12 protein-coding genes and 1 pseudogene are annotated in these 17,175 nt (G+C 68.7%); 7 read left to right on the top strand and 6 right to left on the bottom strand.

The window, feature by feature from the left end; all coding sequences use genetic code 11:
* Positions 1 to 13 precede the first annotated feature (13 nt).
* On the top strand, positions 14 to 2,083 hold the full coding sequence (locus ACQ754_RS01725; RefSeq protein WP_440995254.1) for an EAL domain-containing protein: 2,070 nt from the start codon (positions 14 to 16) through the stop codon (positions 2,081 to 2,083).
* Here the strand turns inward: ACQ754_RS01725 and htpX are convergent.
* From htpX to parE, 3 genes are all read right to left on the bottom strand, one after another.
* Positions 2,076 to 2,960 (bottom strand): protease HtpX, encoded by an 885-nt coding sequence (gene htpX / locus ACQ754_RS01720; protein WP_440995253.1) that lies wholly within the window; start codon positions 2,958 to 2,960, stop codon positions 2,076 to 2,078. The genes ACQ754_RS01725 and htpX overlap by 8 nt on opposite strands.
* A 76-nt stretch (positions 2,961 to 3,036) precedes the next feature.
* Positions 3,037 to 5,289 (bottom strand): DNA topoisomerase IV subunit A, encoded by a 2,253-nt coding sequence (parC, locus tag ACQ754_RS01715; RefSeq protein WP_440995252.1) that lies wholly within the window; start codon positions 5,287 to 5,289, stop codon positions 3,037 to 3,039.
* 321 nt (positions 5,290 to 5,610) lie between these two features.
* A complete protein-coding gene (gene parE, locus ACQ754_RS01710) occupies positions 5,611 to 7,503 on the bottom strand; it encodes a DNA topoisomerase IV subunit B (protein WP_440995251.1) in 1,893 nt (630 codons plus the stop codon).
* Between the two features lie 89 nt (positions 7,504 to 7,592).
* On the opposite strand from parE, the gene ACQ754_RS01705 reads away from it, so the two are divergent.
* From ACQ754_RS01705 to ACQ754_RS01695, 3 genes are read left to right on the top strand one after another with little or no spacing between them, the layout of a single operon-like run.
* Entirely contained in the window at positions 7,593 to 7,883 is a 291-nt protein-coding gene (locus tag ACQ754_RS01705) for an exodeoxyribonuclease VII small subunit (RefSeq protein ID WP_440995250.1), read from the top strand.
* On the top strand, positions 7,873 to 8,757 hold the full coding sequence (gene ispA, locus ACQ754_RS01700; protein WP_440995249.1) for a (2E,6E)-farnesyl diphosphate synthase: 885 nt from the start codon (positions 7,873 to 7,875) through the stop codon (positions 8,755 to 8,757). Before ACQ754_RS01705 ends, ispA begins: the two co-directional genes overlap by 11 nt.
* A 14-nt stretch (positions 8,758 to 8,771) precedes the next feature.
* A complete protein-coding gene (locus ACQ754_RS01695) occupies positions 8,772 to 9,332 on the top strand; it encodes a class I SAM-dependent methyltransferase (protein WP_440995248.1) in 561 nt (186 codons plus the stop codon).
* A 13-nt stretch (positions 9,333 to 9,345) separates the two neighbouring features.
* Here ACQ754_RS01695 and ACQ754_RS01690 read toward each other — a convergent pair whose 3' ends face one another.
* From ACQ754_RS01690 to ACQ754_RS01680, 3 genes are all read right to left on the bottom strand, one after another.
* Positions 9,346 to 10,785: a sensor domain-containing diguanylate cyclase gene (locus ACQ754_RS01690; protein ID WP_440995247.1), complete on the bottom strand. Its 1,440-nt coding sequence runs from the start codon at positions 10,783 to 10,785 to the stop codon at positions 9,346 to 9,348.
* A gap of 97 nt (positions 10,786 to 10,882) precedes the next feature.
* Positions 10,883 to 11,746, bottom strand: coding sequence for a tRNA 2-thiocytidine(32) synthetase TtcA (gene ttcA, locus ACQ754_RS01685; protein WP_440995246.1), 864 nt, complete (start codon positions 11,744 to 11,746; stop codon positions 10,883 to 10,885).
* A gap of 44 nt (positions 11,747 to 11,790) precedes the next feature.
* Positions 11,791 to 13,236, bottom strand: coding sequence for a TrkH family potassium uptake protein (locus tag ACQ754_RS01680; RefSeq protein WP_440995245.1), 1,446 nt, complete (start codon positions 13,234 to 13,236; stop codon positions 11,791 to 11,793).
* A gap of 211 nt (positions 13,237 to 13,447) precedes the next feature.
* Between ACQ754_RS01680 and ACQ754_RS01675 the strand changes: the two genes are divergently transcribed.
* The 3 genes and pseudogenes from ACQ754_RS01675 to ACQ754_RS01665 form a co-directional block, all read left to right on the top strand.
* Complete coding sequence (locus ACQ754_RS01675) at positions 13,448 to 14,362, top strand: AAA family ATPase (RefSeq protein ID WP_440995244.1); 915 nt, start codon at positions 13,448 to 13,450, stop codon at positions 14,360 to 14,362.
* Entirely contained in the window at positions 14,362 to 15,306 is a 945-nt protein-coding gene (locus ACQ754_RS01670) for a DUF58 domain-containing protein (RefSeq protein WP_440995243.1), read from the top strand. Before ACQ754_RS01675 ends, ACQ754_RS01670 begins: the two co-directional genes overlap by 1 nt.
* A pseudogene (locus ACQ754_RS01665) lies at positions 15,303 to 17,174 on the top strand (transglutaminase TgpA family protein); the annotation flags it as partial. The gene ACQ754_RS01670 and the pseudogene ACQ754_RS01665, both read left to right, overlap by 4 nt.
* Position 17,175: the final 1 nt, after the last annotated feature.

Below are 17,175 nucleotides of genomic sequence, written 5' to 3'. Positions count from 1 at the left end.
ACCGCACCAAGACATGCGCACCGAATCGATCCTGCGGCTTCTCATCGCGGAGGCCTCACTCAATGACGCCGAGCGCCTGATCAGCGTCCTGCGTAACGTGGGATACGCCGTGCGGCCTACCCGCGTAGACGGCGTGGAGGCACTGCAGGGCGCCCTCGCCGGCCAGCCCCAGGACCTCCTCGTTTGCGCCCCGGGCCTCGAGGCGCTGCCGATCAACGCCGCTCTTCGTACCATCCACCAGTCAGGGCACGACGTGGGCGTCATCGCCCTCGCGGAGACAGAGGATGCGGAGCTGCGCCGAGAGGTCATGGCCATGGGGATCGCCGACCTGGTCTCCAAGGCCGATGGCGATCACTTCCGTTATGTCGTCGAGCGCGAGCACGCGGCGCTTCAGTCACGGCGCAGTCAACGGCGGCTCGAGGCCGCCCTGCGCGAGAGCGAGCGCCGCTGCGAGGCGCTGTTGGAGAGCTCCCGGGACGCCATCGCCTACATCCACGACGGCATGCACATCTTCGCCAACCGCGCCTATGTCGAACGTTTCGGTCTCTCCGAGCGCGAGGAGATCGAGGGCCTGCCGTTGCTGGACCTCATCGCCCCGGCGGAACAATCCCGATTCCGGGACCTGTTCCGGGACTACTCCCGCAGCGAGGAGCCGTCTGCGGAGCTACGCACCCGTATACGCACCGCCGACGGCACTGAGCAGGAGGTGGTGGTGACCCTAACCGAGGGCAGCTGGGACGGCGAGGCGGCCACCCAGATCCTCATCCGCGAGCATGAGGAAGCGGAGCTTGCCGAGCGCCTGGAATCCCTTAGCCGTCAGGACATGCTCACCGGCCTGCTCAACCGCAACCATTTCCTGGCACGGCTGGGCCAGATCCTCACCACCGGTACGGAGGAGGATGCCGGCGCCCAGCACGCCCTGCTCTACCTCCGCCTGGATCACGTGGAGGCCATTCAACAGAACCTGGGCATTGGCGCCGTGGATCAGGCGGTGGCCGACACCGCCGCGCTGCTCGAGGACCACGTGCCGGCGACGGCACTGTGCGCCCGCTACGGCGATACCACCTTCGTCGCGCTGCTTCCCAGCGCCGACATCCACGGCGTCCTTGCGGTCGCCGAGTCCGTCCGCCATGCCGTGGAGAACGCCCCCTCCCGCAGCGGCGGACATACCCTCGACAAGACGGTCAGCATCGGGGTCGCCATGGTAGGCGATAACGCGGGAACGGCGGAGCACGCCGTCAACCTGGCCGCCGAGGCCAGCGAACAGGCGGCCCGTGCCGGCGGCAATCGCGTTCACCTCCAGCAGGGGCACCCCGACGAGGATGGCGAGGAAGCCGCCATCGACCCGCGCACCCGTATCGGGACGGCCTTGTCCGACGCAATGGTGGAGCGACTCTACCAGCCCATCGTGGCCTTGAGGGACGCCGGCGGACCGGCCTACGAGTTGATCAGCCGGCTGCGCGACGACTACGGCACCCTGGAGGACGATACCTTGCGCCGCCAGGCCCGTCAGGCGGAGCTGCTGCCCGAGCTGGACCGGTATCTGCTCACCGGTGCCCTAACGGACGCGACCGGCGGCGAGCCACCCCGGCTGTTCGTCACCCTTGCGGGCGAAACCCTTGCCGGTAGCAACCCGGCCGAGTGGATTACCCAGGCAATGCAAAGCACCGGGCTACGGTCCGCACCGCTAGTGATCCAGATCCCCGAGTCGGCGGCGGTGACCCAACTGGGACGCATCGAGCAGCTTGCCGCCAAGCTCAGCGGGCTCGGCGCCGCCCTCTGCCTCATCGGCTTCGGGAGCGGCTTGGATTCATTCCGGCTGCTCAATGCGTTGCCCATCGGCTATGTCCGTCTCGACGAGACGCTGCTCAGCGAGCTCGACGCGGACGAGGCCACGGCCCGGCACGTGGGTGAGCTCATCGGCAATGCCCACGAGCATGGCTGCCGGGTAATCGCCGGGGGGCTCGCCGAGGCACGCCAGCTCGCCCGCCTCTGGCGCCTGGACGTCGACCTCGTCCAGGGCAGCTTCCTCCGGGAACCGGCGCCGGAGATGGACTACGACTTCTCCGCCCTGGTCATGTAACCCGTCCCGCCTCCAGCGCGGCGATCCGCTCCTCGATGGGCGGGTGCGACATGAACAGCCGCTTCAGCCCGCCGCTGCGGCGGCCGTTGATGCCGAATGCCTCGAATTGCTCGGGCATCTGCGCCGGCTTGCTCGCCGCCTGCAGCCGGCGCAATGCGGCGATCATCGCGCCGGCTCCGGCGAGGCGGGCACCGCCGGCATCGGCCCGGAATTCCCGCTGCCGCGAGAACCACATTACGATCATCGAGGCGAGCACGCCGAAGATGATCTGAAACACGATGACCGCGATCCAGTAACCCGGACCGTAGCCACGCTCGTTGCGGAACACCACGCGATCCACGAACTGGCCGGCGATACGCGAGAGCACGATGACGAAGGTGTTGAGCACCCCCTGCAGCAGGGTGAGCGTGACCATGTCGCCGTTCGCCACATGGCTGACCTCGTGGCCGAGCACCGCCTCCGCCTCCTCCCGGCGCATGCCGCGAAGCAAGCCGGCGCTTACCGCCACCAAGGCATCATCCCGACGCATGCCCGTGGCAAAGGCGTTGATCTCCGCGCCGTTGTAGATGCCCACCTCGGGCATGCCGATGCCGGCGGCGCGGGCCTGGCGACGCACGGTATCCACCAGCCAGGCCTCCACCTCGTTGCTTGGCTGCTCGATGACCTGCACCCCCATGAAGCGCTTGGCCATCCACTTCGAGCTCGCCAGCGAGACGAAGGCCCCGCCCATGCCGAAGATCGCGGCGATCACCAGCAGCCCGCCGGTGTTGAGCACGATACCCTCGGCGGCGAGCCAGGGCTCGAGCAGATTGAGGATGACCCCCAGCAGCACCAGCACCGCCAGGTTGGTCGCAAGGAACAGTCCGATACGGCCCATGGATCCCGTTACCTCCACGCAAAGGAAGACATACCGCGGTTAGATATAGGGCCGTCGGCGGGCGTTTCCACCCGCCTCACTCGCCGGCGGGGCGCAGGCCCTCCACCCGCTGCAAGCCCCGCGGCAGAGTGCTGCCACGCCGGCCCCGGCTACCCTCATAGCCCTCGAGGTCGGAAGGCCTGAGCGTCAGCGTTCGCTTGCCCGCGACCACCACGAGCCCGCCCCCGTCCGGAACCACCGCCATGGCGGCCACACGCTCGGTGCCGGCAGCCAGACGCTCCCGCGGGATGCCGATGAGCTTGTTGCCCTTGCCCTTGGCGAGCTCCGGGAGCTCCGCAAGGGGGAAGACCAGCAGCCGACCCGCCGTGGTGGCCACGGCGAGGCGATCCACGGCGGGATCGCTCACCGGCGCCGGCGGCAATACCCCGGCACCGCCGGGCACCGTGAGCACTGCCTTGCCGGAGCGATTCTTCGCGTACAGATTGGACATGGCGGTCACGAAACCGTAGCCGTGATCGGTGGCCAGCACCACGCGACACTCCGGGTCCCCGGCAAGCACATAAACGAAACGGGCACCGGAGGGCGGTGAGAGCCGTCCGGTCAGTGGCTCCCCCTGGCCACGGGCCGAGGGCAGCGTGTGGGCCGGCACGGAATAGCTTCGCCCCGTATCGTCGAGGAACACCGCCAACTGGTTGCTGCGACCGGCCGCCGCGTCCTGGAAGCCGTCGCCGGCCTTGTAGGAGAGCCGCTCCGGGTCCACCTCGTGGCCCTTGGCCGAGCGCACCCAGCCCTTCTGCGAGAGCACCACCGTCACCGGCTCGCTGGGCACCAACTCGGTCTCCGAGAGGGCGCGGGCCGAGGCCCGCTCCACCAGCGGCGAGCGGCGCTCATCACCGTATTTTTCCGCGTCCTCTCGGAGCTCGTCCTGGATGAGCGCGGTAAGCCGCTCCGCCGAGCCCAGCGTCGCGTTGAGCTCGTCGCGCTCGCGCTCCAGATCCCCCTGCTCGGCGCGGATCTTCATCTCCTCCAGCCGGGCGAGGTGGCGCAGGCGCAGCTCCAGGATGGCCTCGGCCTGGCGCTCGGAGAGCCCGAAGCGTTCCATGAGCACCGGTTTGGGCTCGTCGACCTCGCGGATAATGGCGATCACCTCGTCGATATTGAGATAGGCGATCAGGTAACCGGCGAGCAGGTGTAGCCGGGCCTCCACCTTTTCGAGTCGCCAGCGCAGTCGCCGGGTAACGGTCTCGCGCCGAAAGGTGAGCCACTCCGAGAGGATCTCGCGGAGGTTGCGCACCCGCGGCCGGCCGTCCAGGCCGATTACATTGAGGTTGACCCGGTAGGTCTTCTCCAGGTCCGTGGTGGCGAACAGATGCTCCATGAGCTCGTCGGCGTCCACCCGTCCCGAACGCGGCGTGATCACCAGCCGGGTGGGATTCTCGTGGTCGGACTCATCCCGCAGGTCCTCCACCATGGGGAGCTTCTTCGCCTGCATCTGGGCGGCGATCTGCTCCAGCACGCGGCTACCCGAGACCTGATAGGGCAACGCGGTGACCACCAGGTCCCGGCCGTCGCGCTCCCAGCGCGCGCGCATCCGCAGGCCCCCGTGTCCGGTCTCGTAGATCCGCCGGATATCCGCCGACGGGGTAACGATCTCCGCCTCCGTGGGCATATCCGGCCCCGGGACGTGATCGCACAGCGCCGCCACCGATGTGTCCGGGTCGTCCAGCAAGTGGATACAGGCGGCAGCCACCTCCCGGAGGTTGTGCGGCGGGATGTCCGTGGCCATACCCACCGCAATACCGGTGCCGCCGTTGAGCAGGACGTTGGGTACCCGCGCCGGCAACACCACGGGTTCGTCCAGGGTGCCGTCGAAGTTGGGCTGCCAGTCCACAGTGCCCTGCCCCAGCTCGGCGAGCAGGAGCTGGGCGTAGGGGGCGAGGCGCGCCTCGGTGTAGCGCATGGCGGCGAAGGACTTGGGGTCGTCCGCGGAACCCCAGTTGCCTTGGCCATCCACCAGCGGGTAGCGGTAGGAGAACGGCTGCGCCATGAGCACCATGGCCTCGTAGCAGGCCGCGTCGCCGTGGGGATGGTACTTGCCGAGCACGTCGCCAACGGTGCGCGCCGACTTCTTGTGCTTCGCCGCCGCTGAGAGCCCGAGCTCGGACATGGCGTAGACGATACGTCGCTGCACCGGCTTCATGCCGTCGCCGACATGGGGCAGGGCGCGGTCGAGGATGACGTACATGGAGTAGTCCAGGTACGCCTTCTCGGTGAACTCCCGCAGCGGGCGGGTCTCGAAGTCGGAGTAGCTCGTCTCGGTGTCGCTCATCAGTGTTCCAGGATCCGATCCGTTACAGGGATTAGGGGACGGGCGGTGCCACGGGGACCGGCAGACCAAGGGCCCAAGGTCCAGGGCCCAGACCCCACGGGGAAAGCCCCAACCCACGACGCCTGCCGGACGCCCGGCACGGCGCCCGGTTGGGCATCATCGGTAGTGGAGCGTGTGCGGCCAGGGACGGCCGCACGCGAGCGTACAGGGATGTATTCACAGCGTCTCCGCTACCGATGATGCCCAACCGGGCGCCCCGGACTCATTCCGCGCCGCCCGAGTACATGCCTCACTCGCCCAATCCCCGCCTCTACCGCAGGATTACACCAGTGGTTCGGCGAGATCGCCCTTTCGCTCCAGCCACTCCCGCCGGGCCGACGCCGCGCGCTTGCCGAGCAGCATGGCCATCAGCCGCTCGGTATCCTCCGGCGAGTCGATAGTCAGCTGCACCAACCGCCGGGTATCCGGGGCCATGGTGGTCTCGCGCAGCTGCATCGGGTTCATCTCGCCGAGGCCCTTAAAGCGGGTGGTGGTCACCTTCCCGCGCTTGCCCTCGGCGGCGATGCGGTCGTAGATGCCCTGACGCTCGGACTCGTCCAGGGCATAGAGGGTCTCCTTACCCACATCCACCCGATACAGCGGCGGCATGGCCATGAACACGTGGCCCGCCCGCACCAGTGCCGGGAAGTGCTTGAGGAACAACGCGCACAGAAGCGTAGCGATATGCGCGCCGTCCGGATCGGCATCGGCGAGCACGCACACCTTACCGTAGCGCAGCCGGGAGAGATCGTCGGAGCCCGGCTCGATGCCGAGCGCCACGGCGATGTCGTGAACCTCCTGGGAGGCCATGACCTCCGCGGGGTCCACCTCCCAGGTGTTGAGGATCTTGCCGCGCAGGGGCATCACCGCCTGATGGTCCCGATCCCGGGCCTGCTTGGCGGAGCCCCCGGCGGAGTCCCCCTCCACCAGGAACAGCTCGCTGCGCGCCGGGTCCTGACTGGCGCAGTCAGCGAGCTTACCGGGCAGCGCCGGCCCACTGGTCACCTTCTTGCGGGTGACCTTGCGCGCCGCGCGCTGGCGGCGCTGGGCGTTGGCGATCACCAACTCGACGATGCCCTCGGCGGCCTGGACGTGCTGGTTGAGCCACAGGCTGAAGGCATCCTTGACCACGCCGGAGACAAAGGTGGCGCACTCCCGCGAGGACAGCCGCTCCTTGGTCTGCCCGGAGAACTGCGGCTCCTCGAGCTTGACCGAGAGCACGAAGGCGAGGCGCTCGAAGATATCCTCCGGGGCAATGCGCACGCCCTTGGGCAGGAGGTTGCGGAACTCGCAGAACTCCCGCACCGCCTCGGTCAGTCCCGTGCGCAGGCCATTGACATGGGTGCCCCCCTGGGCGGTGGGGATGAGGTTGACGTAGCTCTCCTGCACCGGCTCACCACCCTCCGGCAACCAGGCTATGGCCCATTCCGCCGCCTCCCGTTCCCCGGAGATCCGCCCGGTAAAAGGCGGCTCCGGCACGAAGGGGATGTCCTGGAGCGCCCCCCGGAGGTAGTCCAGCAAGCCATCCTCGTAGTACCAGACAGTGACCTCGCCGCTCGCCTCTTCGGTGAAACGCACGGTCAGCCCCGGGCAGAGCACCGCCTTGGCGCGAAGGATGTGCTTCAGCCGCGGCACCGAGAAACGCGGGGAATCGAAGTAGCCCGCGTCCGGCCAAAAGCGTAGCGCCGTGCCGGTATTGCGCCGGCCCACCTCGCCGACCACCTGCAGCTCCTCGACCTTCTCGCCACCCGCGAAGGCCATCCGGTAGCGCTTGCCCGCTCGGCGGATCTCCACCTCCAGGCGCCGGGACAACGCATTCACCACCGACACGCCGACGCCGTGGAGCCCGCCGGAGAACTGGTAGCTCTTGGTGGAGAACTTGCCGCCGGCGTGCAGCTTGCCGAGGATCACCTCGACACCGGGCAACCCCTGCTGCGGATGGATATCCACCGGCATGCCCCGGCCGTCGTCGCGCACCTCCAGGGAACCGTCCCGATACAGGGTGACCTCGATCTCGCTCGCATGGCCGGCAATGGCCTCATCGACACTGTTGTCGATGACCTCCACCGCCAGGTGATTGGGCCGGCTGGTGTCGGTATACATCCCTGGCCGCCGGCGCACCGGGTCCAGGCCGGTGAGTACCTCGATGGAAGCGGCATCGTACGTGCTCGCCATTCGTTCCCGCGTGCCTCGCTGTCGCTGGAGAGTGCGCGGCAGTGTAACCCAATGCGCCGGCGGCGGGCTTGTGCGTTAGACTGTGCGCCATGAGCGACAACCAGAGTGAACCATCCGCGCAGACGCCGGCGCCGGCGGAACCCCCGGATTTCGAGACCGCCCTGGCGGAGCTCGAGCAGCTGGTCGCCCGCATGGAAGGCGGCGAGCTCTCCTTGGAGGAGTCGTTGCGGGCCTTCGAACGCGGCGTCTATCTCACCCGCATCTGTCAGAAGGCCCTGGAGGAGGCGGAGCAGAAGGTGGAGATCCTGCTCGGTGGCGACCAGGAGGGCGCCAGCCTGGCCCCGTTCACCGACGGCGAGGGAGGCGAAGATGGCCCTTGATGAACGCCTCGCCGCCTGCCGCGACCGCGTGGAACGCGCCCTCGATGAGCGCCTGCCCGGCCCGTCCATCGCCCCCGTGCGCCTCCACGAGGCCATGCGCTACGCGGTGCTCGGCAACGGCAAGCGGCTCCGCCCACTACTCGTCTACCTGGCCGGCGAGGCGCTGGAGGCCCCCGGAGAGGCCCTGGATGCTGCCGCCTGCGCCGTCGAGTGCATCCACTGCTACTCCCTGGTCCACGACGACCTCCCGGCCATGGACGACGACGACCTCCGCCGCGGCCGGGCCACTTGCCATCGCGCCTATGACGAGGCCACGGCGATACTGGTTGGTGACGCCCTCCAGGCCCTGGCATTCCGCACGCTGGCCCGAACCCCGGCGGTGGAGGACGGTGCCCGCGTGGCGATGCTCGAGACGTTGGCCACGGCCGCGGGCTCCCGGGGCCTGTGCGGCGGCCAGGCCATGGACCTCGCAGCCGCCGGGATTCCGCTCAGCGAGGCCGAGCTCGAGGCCATGCACATCCGCAAGACCGGGGCGCTGATCCGCGCCAGCATCCGCCTCGGCGGGCTCTGCGCACGGGCCCCGGAAGCAGCGACCCTGGAACGGCTGGACCACTACGGCAAGTGCATCGGCCTCGCCTTCCAGGTCCAGGACGACATCCTCGACGTGGCCGGCGACGATGCGGTACTCGGCAAGTCGAGCGGCGCCGACGCCCGGCTGGAGAAGGCCACCTACCCTGCCTTACTCGGGCTCGAGGAGGCCCGTGCCTTCGCCCGTCGGCTCCGCGACGACGCCCTCGCCAGCCTTGAACCCCTCGGCGAGCGCGGCGAGGGGCTGCGCGAAGTGGCGCGCTACATCATCGAGCGGGACCACTGAGCGGCAAGCGAGGCATGTACGGTCCCTGGGTATTCTTCCGGGAGTTTCTGCACCGGCCGACGGAGGTGGCCTCCCTGGTTCCGAGCTCTCCCTGGCTGACCCGGCGGCTGGTGGAGCAGACCGCGCTCCACCACGCCGATACCGTGGTGGAGCTGGGCCCCGGCAGCGGCGGCACCACCCGCGCCCTGCTGCGGGCCATGGACCGGGAGACCCGTTTGCTGGCCGTGGAGATCAACGGCGGGCTGTTCCGGCTGCTCCAGGGCATCGATGACCCGCGCCTCATCCCCCACCACGGCAGCGCCGCCAACCTGGCGGCCATCCTCGACGAGCAAGGCCTCGAGCGGCCCGAGGTCATTGTCTCCGGGATCCCCTTCTCGAAACTGGACCGGGCCACCGGCGAGGCGGTGGTCGCGGCGGTGGCCGAGGTGCTCAAGCCGAGCGGGCGATTCGTGGCCTATCAACTCAGCCCCCGGGTCGCGGAGCTGACCCGGCCGCTGCTCGGCGAGCCACGACAGGCCTGGGAGGTCCGCAACCTCCCCCCCTTACGGATATACCGCTGGCACAAGCCGGCGTAATCACGGCGCTCCTTCAGGCCCGGAACACCCGATCCCGACCACCACGCTTGGCGGCATAGAGGGCGGAATCCACGCGCTGCATGACCGACTCCAGCGGCTCCTCGGCGCCGCATTCGGCTACACCGATGCTCACGGTCAGGCGCACCCGGCCGCCCGGGACGCTGATCTCCTCGCCGGCAAGCTGCGCCCGCAGGCGTTCGGCGCGCCGCAAGGCATCCTCCAGGTCACAGTCGGCGAGCAGAATCACGAATTCCTCGCCCCCCCAGCGGGCGATGGTGTCCGCTTCCCGGATCTGCCCCCGAATACGCTCGACCAGTGAGCGCAGCGCCACATCACCCGCGTGGTGGCCATAGCGGTCGTTGACGGCCTTGAAGTGATCGACGTCCAGGCTCAGCAGCGACACCGGGCTGTTCCGGCGGCGGGCACCGCGGCGCAGTTGCTCGAAGACGAGCTCAAAGGCCTGCCGGTTCGCCGCCCCTGTGAGCCGGTCCGTGGTGGCCATGGCCTCCAGGCGCCGCTGGTAGCCGCGAACGGTGACGTAGCTCAGGGTGAGCACCAGCACGGTGAATCCCAGGGCGATGGCCAGGTTGACTAAGAGGGTCCTGCGGATGCGCCCCTGGGCGGCGGCGTCATCCTGCTCGACGATGAGATGCCAGTCCAGCGCGGGCACCAGGCGCGTGTTGACGTAGATGGTGTGGCCGTCCGCATCGGTGTAGCGGAACTCACTGCTCGGGTTGGCCAGGATGCGGGTAGCGTGAGGGGCCAGTCCGCGCCGGTCACGGAGATCGCCGGGGGCGTCGAAACCGCTCCCGTGCAGGGCCACCTGCCCCAAGCGGTCGACGAAATAGACCCGTCGGCCGTAGCGGCGCTGATAGGTCTCGATGAGGTCGGTGACGGCACTCACCGCCAACCCCACTCCGATCGCCCCGAGATAGTCCCCCTCGTAATCCAGGACGCGGTAGTTGACGAAGATGGTGAGCCGGGTGCGATCCGCCGTATCCCGGTCGACGTTGATCTCGTAGCGCTCGCGCAGGTTGCGCACCCGAAAGTACCACGCATCCCCCGGCTCGTCCGGCTGAACGGTCTTCAGCACCCCATCGGGATGGTAATAGCGACGCGTCCGCTCGGAGACGAAGAAGGCGGTAACCGTCTCGTATTGCTCCTGAATCGAGGCGAGATAACGGATCATCGCCTCCCGGTCCCGCTCGCCGTTGATGGCCCAGTCACGTACGAAGGTATCCTGGGCCATAAACGAGGAGATCAGCACGGTGCGCAGCAGATCGCGCTGGATCTCCGAGTAGATGTTGTCACTGGTCAGCGGCAGCGTCTCTTCGGCGATGCGCTCGGCGACCGCGTCGTGGGCGACGAAATAGCTGATCAGGCTGGTGGCCATAAACCCGCCAGCGACCAGCGCCCCCAGCGCGAGCGCAAACCAGAGCTTTCTGCGGCCCATGCCGCCCCCCAACACGCCGATCCGGAATTCTTGTTCTGCGCCGCCTCGCGGGCGCCCCCGCGATCATCCTACCCCCGGCGGGCTTCGGCCGCGACGATCAGCCGCTCTCCGAGCCGGCGAACCGGACCACCGCCTCTGCCGAGGCCGGGGACGGACCGTCTTCGATCGCACCCAAGGGATCCGCACCCTCCACGGCGGCGCTGAGCCCCTGGAAATCGAACAGCTCCGTGTCGGCGAGTTGCGAGGGCTGCACGTTCTGCAAGGCGCGCAGGATATTGGTCAGCCGCTTCGGGTCCTCGGCGTCCCACTGCTGCAGCATGCCCTTGATCGCCTGACGCTTGAGATTGCTCTGCGAGCCGCAGAGATCACAGGGGATAATGGGGAACTCCCGGAGCTCGCTATAGCGAGCGGTATACGCCTCGGGCACGTAGGCCAGCGGCCGGATCACCACGTGCTCGCCGTCGCGGCTGCGCAGCTTCGGCGGCATCGCCGCCATGCGCCCGCCGTAGAAGAGATTGAGGAACAGCGTCTCGAGGATATCGTCGCGGTGATGGCCAAGGGCGATCTTTGTGGCCTGCAGCTTTGTTGCAGTACCGTAGAGGATGCCCCGCCGCAGCCGCGAGCACAGGCTGCACATCGTCGCCCCCTCCGGTACCACCCGGCGCACCGTGGAGTAGGTGTCCCGCTCGATGATGCGGTACTCGATCCCTTGGGCGTCGAGGTAGTCGGGCAACACATGCGCCGGGAAGCCCGGCTGCTTCTGGTCCAGATTCACCGCCACCAGCTCGAAGCGCACCGGGGCGCGGCGCTGCAGCAACCGCAACACCTCCAACAGGGTATAGGAATCCTTGCCACCGGAGAGGCAGACCATGATGCGGTCGCCCTCCTCGATCATCCGGTATTCCCGCACCGCCCTGCCGGCCAAGTAGGTCAGGCGTCTCTCCAGGCTCTTGCGATTCATCAGACCATCCCGCTCGGTCCCGGGCGCCGCAGTCTAACACCGCATCAGTGCCGCCAGAACGCCGGAGTGAACAGCACCAGCAGCGTAAACACCTCCAGTCTCCCCAGCAGCATGGCGAATACCCCGAGCCACTTGACCACATCGGGCACGTCCTGGAACGTCGAAGCCACCGCCCCCAGCCCGGGACCCACCAGATTGATGGTGGCCATAACCGCCCCGAAGGCACTCTCCAGGTCCAGTCCCGCCGCCATCATCAGACCGGTCAGGATCAGTGAGGAGAGGACGTAGAGGGTGTAGAAACCCCACACGGAGTTGATCACGTCTTCGTCCACCGGTTTGCCGCCGAGCTTGATCGGCCGCGCCGCCCGAGGATGGATAAGACGGAAGGTCTCCCGGGTGCCCTGGCGGTAGAGCAGGACAATGCGCACCACCTTCATCCCTCCCGCAGTGGAGCCGGCACAGCCGCCGATGAAGCCGATAGCAGCGATCACCAATGGGATATATACCGGCCAGTGGGCGAAGCCGGTCGTGGCATAGCCGGTGGTGGTGATCACCGAGATCACATGGAACACGGCCTGCCGAATCGCCTCCCATTCACTTCCCACCACGTCAGTGAGCACCAGGGTAGCGGCGATAACCAGCGCCGCGGCCGCAATGATGCCGAGATAGGCGCGCGTTTCCGTATCATAAAGGTACCGGCCCGGATCGCGATGGCGCCAAGCGAAGAAATGCAGGGCGAAGTTGATACCGCCCAGGAGCATGAACACATTGGCCACCATTTCCACCGCCAGGCTGTCGTAATGCCCCAAGCTGGCGTCATGGGTGGAGTAGCCCCCGGTGGCGATGGTAGTGAAGGCGTGGGCGATGGCGTCGAAGCCGTTCATGCCGGCCAGCCAGTAGGCCAGTGCGCAAGCCACCGTCAGTAGTAGGTACACATACCACAGGGTCCGCGCGGTCTGACGGATGCGCGGGCTGATCTTCTCCTCCTTCATCGGCCCCGGCGTTTCGGCGCGGTACAGGGCCATACCCCCGACGCCAAGCATGGGGATGATCGCCACCGCAAGGACGATGACCCCCAGGCCACCGAGCCACTGGAGCTGCTGGCGGTAGTAAAGCAGCGACAGGGGCAGGCGATCGAGGCCAGCGATGACCGTGGCACCGGTAGTGGTGAATCCCGAGACCGATTCGAAGACCGCATCGGTGAGATCCAAATGGGGGCCGAGCATAAAGGGCAGCGCCCCGAAGATCCCGAGTACGCTCCAGAACAACGCAACGACCAGAAAGCCGTCCCGGGTGCGCATCTCCCCCAAATCCCCCCGCACGGGCAGCCAAAGCAGGGCACCGCAGATCAGCCCGACGAGGAAGGTGATCAGGAAGATCCCCAACTGGCCGTCACCGATTGCCAGGGATACGAGGGCGGGGGGCAAAGCGCTGGCGCTGAACAGCATCAGCAGCAGGCCGAGTAGCTGTTGTACGGCGCTCCACTTCAACGGCGTGTTCCCGGGTCCGGCTAGGGGAGGCATGGTCCCACTTTCGAGCGGGCGGTACCAGCGCTCACACCGCCCGCCCACCGGGACACCAGTGTCTAGTGACCACCCGTGTCACTGATTGTGGCCGCTCCCGCGGCCTGCCCGACTTATGACCAGGCCCATCCCGCTATGGTATAAACCCGGCTGCAACTCGATGGCAGCCGGAGCGCGCATGCACCAGCAGGTGGGCCACATCCTGGATCAGGCCAACCGCATTATCCTTGGCAAGGAGCACCCCCTCCGGCTGTCGTTGGCCTGCCTGCTCGCAGGGGGCCATCTACTCATCGAGGATCTGCCGGGCGTCGGCAAGACCACCCTGGCTCAGGTGCTCTCGCGGCTGCTCGGCCTGGAGATGCAGCGGGTCCAGTTCACCAGTGACCTGCTCCCCGCCGATATCCTCGGCGCTACGATCTACGAGCGCGACAGCGGCGGTTTCCGCTTTCATCCCGGGCCGGTATTCACCCAGCTGCTGCTCGCCGACGAGGTCAATCGGGCCACCCCGAAGACCCAGAGCGCACTCCTTGAGGCCATGGAAGAGCACCAGGTCACCGTGGACGGGGCGACCCACCCGCTGCCGGAGCCATTCTTCGTGATCGCCACCCAGAACCCGGCGAATCAGACCGGCACCTACCCGCTTCCGGAATCCCAGCTCGACCGGTTCCTCATGAGCATGGCCCTGGGCTATCCGGACCGGGCCGCCGAGCGCGAGTTGCTCCTCGGCGCCGACCGCCGCGAGTTGATCCGGGCGCTCGGGCCGGCGCTCCGCGCCGAGGCCCTGGCGGAGCTCCGCGCGGCGGTACGGGGCGTCCACGTAGCCGGCGCCCTGGTGGATTACGTCCAGGCCCTGCTCGCCGCGAGCCGACGCATGGCCGGCAACGGCCCGGGGCTGTCACCGCGCGCCGGCCTGGCCCTGGTCCATGCGTCCCAGGCGTGGGCCTTCATCGAGGGCCGCTCCGCGGTCCTGCCGGAACACGTCCAGGCCGTGTTCCCGCAGGTCGCCGGCCATCGCCTCCTGGAACCCGGGGATGACCTCGGTTCCGCCCGCGCCGCCGCCGAGCGCCTGCTCACCGAGGTCCCCATCCCCTGATGCCGGAGCCGCACTGGCTGCAGCGCTGGATCCGCCGGCGCCATGGCGACACCGGCGGCCGTACCCGCCTGAGCTACCGTCGGCTCTACATCCTGCCCACAAGGCAGGGTTGGGGCTTTGCCCTTCTGGTGGTGCTGATGTGGTTGGGGGCCACCAACTATCAGCTCAATCTGGGCTTCATTCTCACCTTTCTACTCGCCGGCATCGGCATTGCGGCCATGCACCACTGCTACCGCAACCTATGGGGCCTTACCCTGCTCCCCGCCGCACCGGCACCCACGTTCGCGGGGGAGACTGCGCGTTACCCGGTGGTGCTGGTCAACCCCGCCCCCCGACGGCGCATCGCGGTGGCGCTTGATGCCGGAGACGCGCCCGTGCACTGCGATGTCCCCGATGGCGGTGAGATCAGCGCCCTGGTTCCGTGTCCGGTGGTCCGCCGCGGCTGCTATCGTCCGGGCCGGGTGCGCGTAACCACGGTGCACCCCACCGGGCTCTTTCGGACCTGGAGCTGGATCGAGCCGTCGATCGAGCTGGTGGTCTACCCACGGCCCGAACAGGAGCCGCCGCCCCTGCCCGAGGAGCCTGGCGGCGAGGCCCAGGGGAGCCCCGCGCAGCGCCCCGGCGACGAGGACTTCCATGGCCTGCGCGGTTACCGTCCCGGTGATCCGATCCGGCGCATCGCCTGGAAGTCCAGCGCCGGCTCCGAGACGCTCCAGAGCAAGGTGTTCGCGACATCCGCCGGCCGCGACCGCTGGCTGCGCTGGGAGGATACTCGCCTGCCCGGGGTGGAGGCTCGTCTCAGTCGCCTGGCCGCCTGGATAGAGCTCGCCCACGCCCGCGGCGAGCGCTACGGATTGGAGCTGCCCGGGCAGCGATTTCCCCCCGACCAGGGCAGCGAGCACCGCCACCGCTGCCTCGAGGCCCTGGCGAGGCACCCGGCATGAAGCAGCTGAGCGCCATCGACCAGCGGACCCTGCTGTGGGCGTTGGCCACGCTGACCGGCGTGCTCGCACCACACCTGCTGCGCATGCCCGTGGCCATCTCCATCGGGGTGCTGGCACTCATCGCCTGGCGGCTACACGCCGGCCTGCGCGGGGGACCGCGGCCCGGGCGAGTGGTAAAGATCGGCCTCACCGCCACCGGTGTGGCCCTGGTGGTCGCCCACTACGCCAGCGTCGTCGGCCCGGACGCGGGGGTGGCGCTGCTGGCGATCATGACCGGCCTCAAGTTGCTGGAGCTCACCACCCGTCGCGATCTGCGGGTGGTGGTATTCCTAATGTACTTCCTCATCCTCACCACCTTCCTGTTCACCCAGACGGTGGTGACACTGGCCTATCTGTTCGTCGCGGCCTGGGCCACCACCGTACTCCTGGTGGCCGCAGGCCGGCGCACCGGCAGCGGTGTCGAACGCGGCGACGTCCGCACCGGTGCCGCGCTCATCGCCCAGGCGGTGCCGGTGATGCTGATACTGTTCTTCCTGTTCCCGCGCCTGCCCGGTCCGCTGTGGGCCCTTCCGGACCCGGAGGACACCGCCCGCACCGGTCTCGGCGACGAGATCACCCCCGGCGATGTAAGCCGGCTGAGCCAGTCCGACGACGTTGCCTTCCGGGTACGCTTCGAGGGACCGGAACCGCCGCCCGCCGAACGCTACTGGCGAGGGCCGGTGTTCGCCGCCTACGATGGTGAGACCTGGCGGCGCCGTAGTCCCCCGGAGCAGCGTGCCGAGGCACAGGTGAACGGGCCCGCCCGGGACTACGAGATCACCCTGGAGCCCCACGGCCGCCGCTGGTTGCTCGCACTGGACCTACCGGTACGCTTGCAAGGGACGGGCGCCCGCCGCTCCGCGGCCTTCGAGTACCTCGCCGACGAGCCGGTCACCCGCACGCGGCGTTACCAGGGACGTTCGCATCCGGATTACCGGCTCTCCCCCGCCGCCGGGGCGTCGATTCAGCAACATTACACCCGCTTGCCGGCGGGCCGGCACCCGCGGGCCCGGGAACTCGCCGAGCGCCTGCGCGCCGACAGCGATGACCCGCAAGAGATGGTCGAACGCACCCTGGGCTGGTTCCGCGAGCGGCCGTTCACCTACACCCTGCGCCCCGGCGCGCTCTCCGGCGACCGGGTGGACCGATTCCTCTTCGACAGCCGCCGTGGCTTCTGCGAGCACTTCGCCGGTGCCTTCGCGGTGATCATGCGCGCCGCCGGGGTCCCGGCACGGCTGGTGGGGGGGTACCTCGGCGGCGAGGCCAACCCGGGGACGGATTATCTCATCATCCGCCAGGCCGACGCCCATGCCTGGGTGGAGGTCTGGCTGCCCGACCAGGGCTGGCGACGGGTGGACCCCACCGCCGCGGTCGCCCCCGCCCGGGTCGAGCAGGGGCTCGCCGCGGCGCTCCCCGCCGATGACCCGGTTCCGCTGATGGCCCGCGGCGACGCCGGCGGCGCCCTGCGCCAGCTCCGCTTGCTCTGGGACCGGGTGGATGTGTTCTGGAACGACTGGGTCCTTGCCTACGGGCCCGCGCTGCAGCAGATGCTCTGGGAACGCCTGGGGCTGCGTAGCGGCGCCGCCATCGCCTTGGCCCTGGCGGCGGCGCTGGGCGTCACCGGGGCGCTGCTCGCCCTTTGGGCCATGGCGGGTAGCGGCGCACGGCCCCGGGATCCGGTGCTGCGCGCATGGGGGATGATCGGCCAGCGCCTGGCCCGGGCCGGGGTGCCCGTCTCCGCCACCGACGGCCCGCGGGATCTCGCCGAGCGCGCCGCCGCGCTGCGCCCCGAGCTGGCGGCCGAAATCCGGGCGCTGGCGCGCCAGTATA

The sequence above is a fragment of the Arhodomonas sp. SL1 genome, assembly GCF_052060015.1.
Lineage (GTDB): Bacteria > Pseudomonadota > Gammaproteobacteria > Nitrococcales > Nitrococcaceae > Arhodomonas.
This window is presented reverse-complemented; position numbering and strand designations above follow the sequence as displayed.

Bases quoted from the DNA above. Each gene is read 5' to 3' on its own strand.
- htpX (WP_440995253.1), bottom strand. From the start codon at position 2,960: ATGGGCCGTATCGGACTGTTCCTTGCGACCAACCTGGCGGTGCTGGTG.
- ttcA (WP_440995246.1), bottom strand. From the start codon at position 11,746: ATGAATCGCAAGAGCCTGGAGAGACGCCTGACCTACTTGGCCGGCAGG.
- ACQ754_RS01670 (WP_440995243.1), top strand. From the start codon at position 14,362: ATGCCGGAGCCGCACTGGCTGCAGCGCTGGATCCGCCGGCGCCATGGC.
- parC (WP_440995252.1), bottom strand. From the start codon at position 5,289: ATGAGCGACACCGAGACGAGCTACTCCGACTTCGAGACCCGCCCGCTG.
- parE (WP_440995251.1), bottom strand. From the start codon at position 7,503: ATGGCGAGCACGTACGATGCCGCTTCCATCGAGGTACTCACCGGCCTG.
- ACQ754_RS01695 (WP_440995248.1), top strand. From the start codon at position 8,772: ATGTACGGTCCCTGGGTATTCTTCCGGGAGTTTCTGCACCGGCCGACG.
- ACQ754_RS01705 (WP_440995250.1), top strand. From the start codon at position 7,593: ATGAGCGACAACCAGAGTGAACCATCCGCGCAGACGCCGGCGCCGGCG.
- ACQ754_RS01690 (WP_440995247.1), bottom strand. From the start codon at position 10,785: ATGGGCCGCAGAAAGCTCTGGTTTGCGCTCGCGCTGGGGGCGCTGGTC.
- ACQ754_RS01725 (WP_440995254.1), top strand. From the start codon at position 14: ATGCGCACCGAATCGATCCTGCGGCTTCTCATCGCGGAGGCCTCACTC.
- ACQ754_RS01675 (WP_440995244.1), top strand. From the start codon at position 13,448: ATGCACCAGCAGGTGGGCCACATCCTGGATCAGGCCAACCGCATTATC.
- ispA (WP_440995249.1), top strand. From the start codon at position 7,873: ATGGCCCTTGATGAACGCCTCGCCGCCTGCCGCGACCGCGTGGAACGC.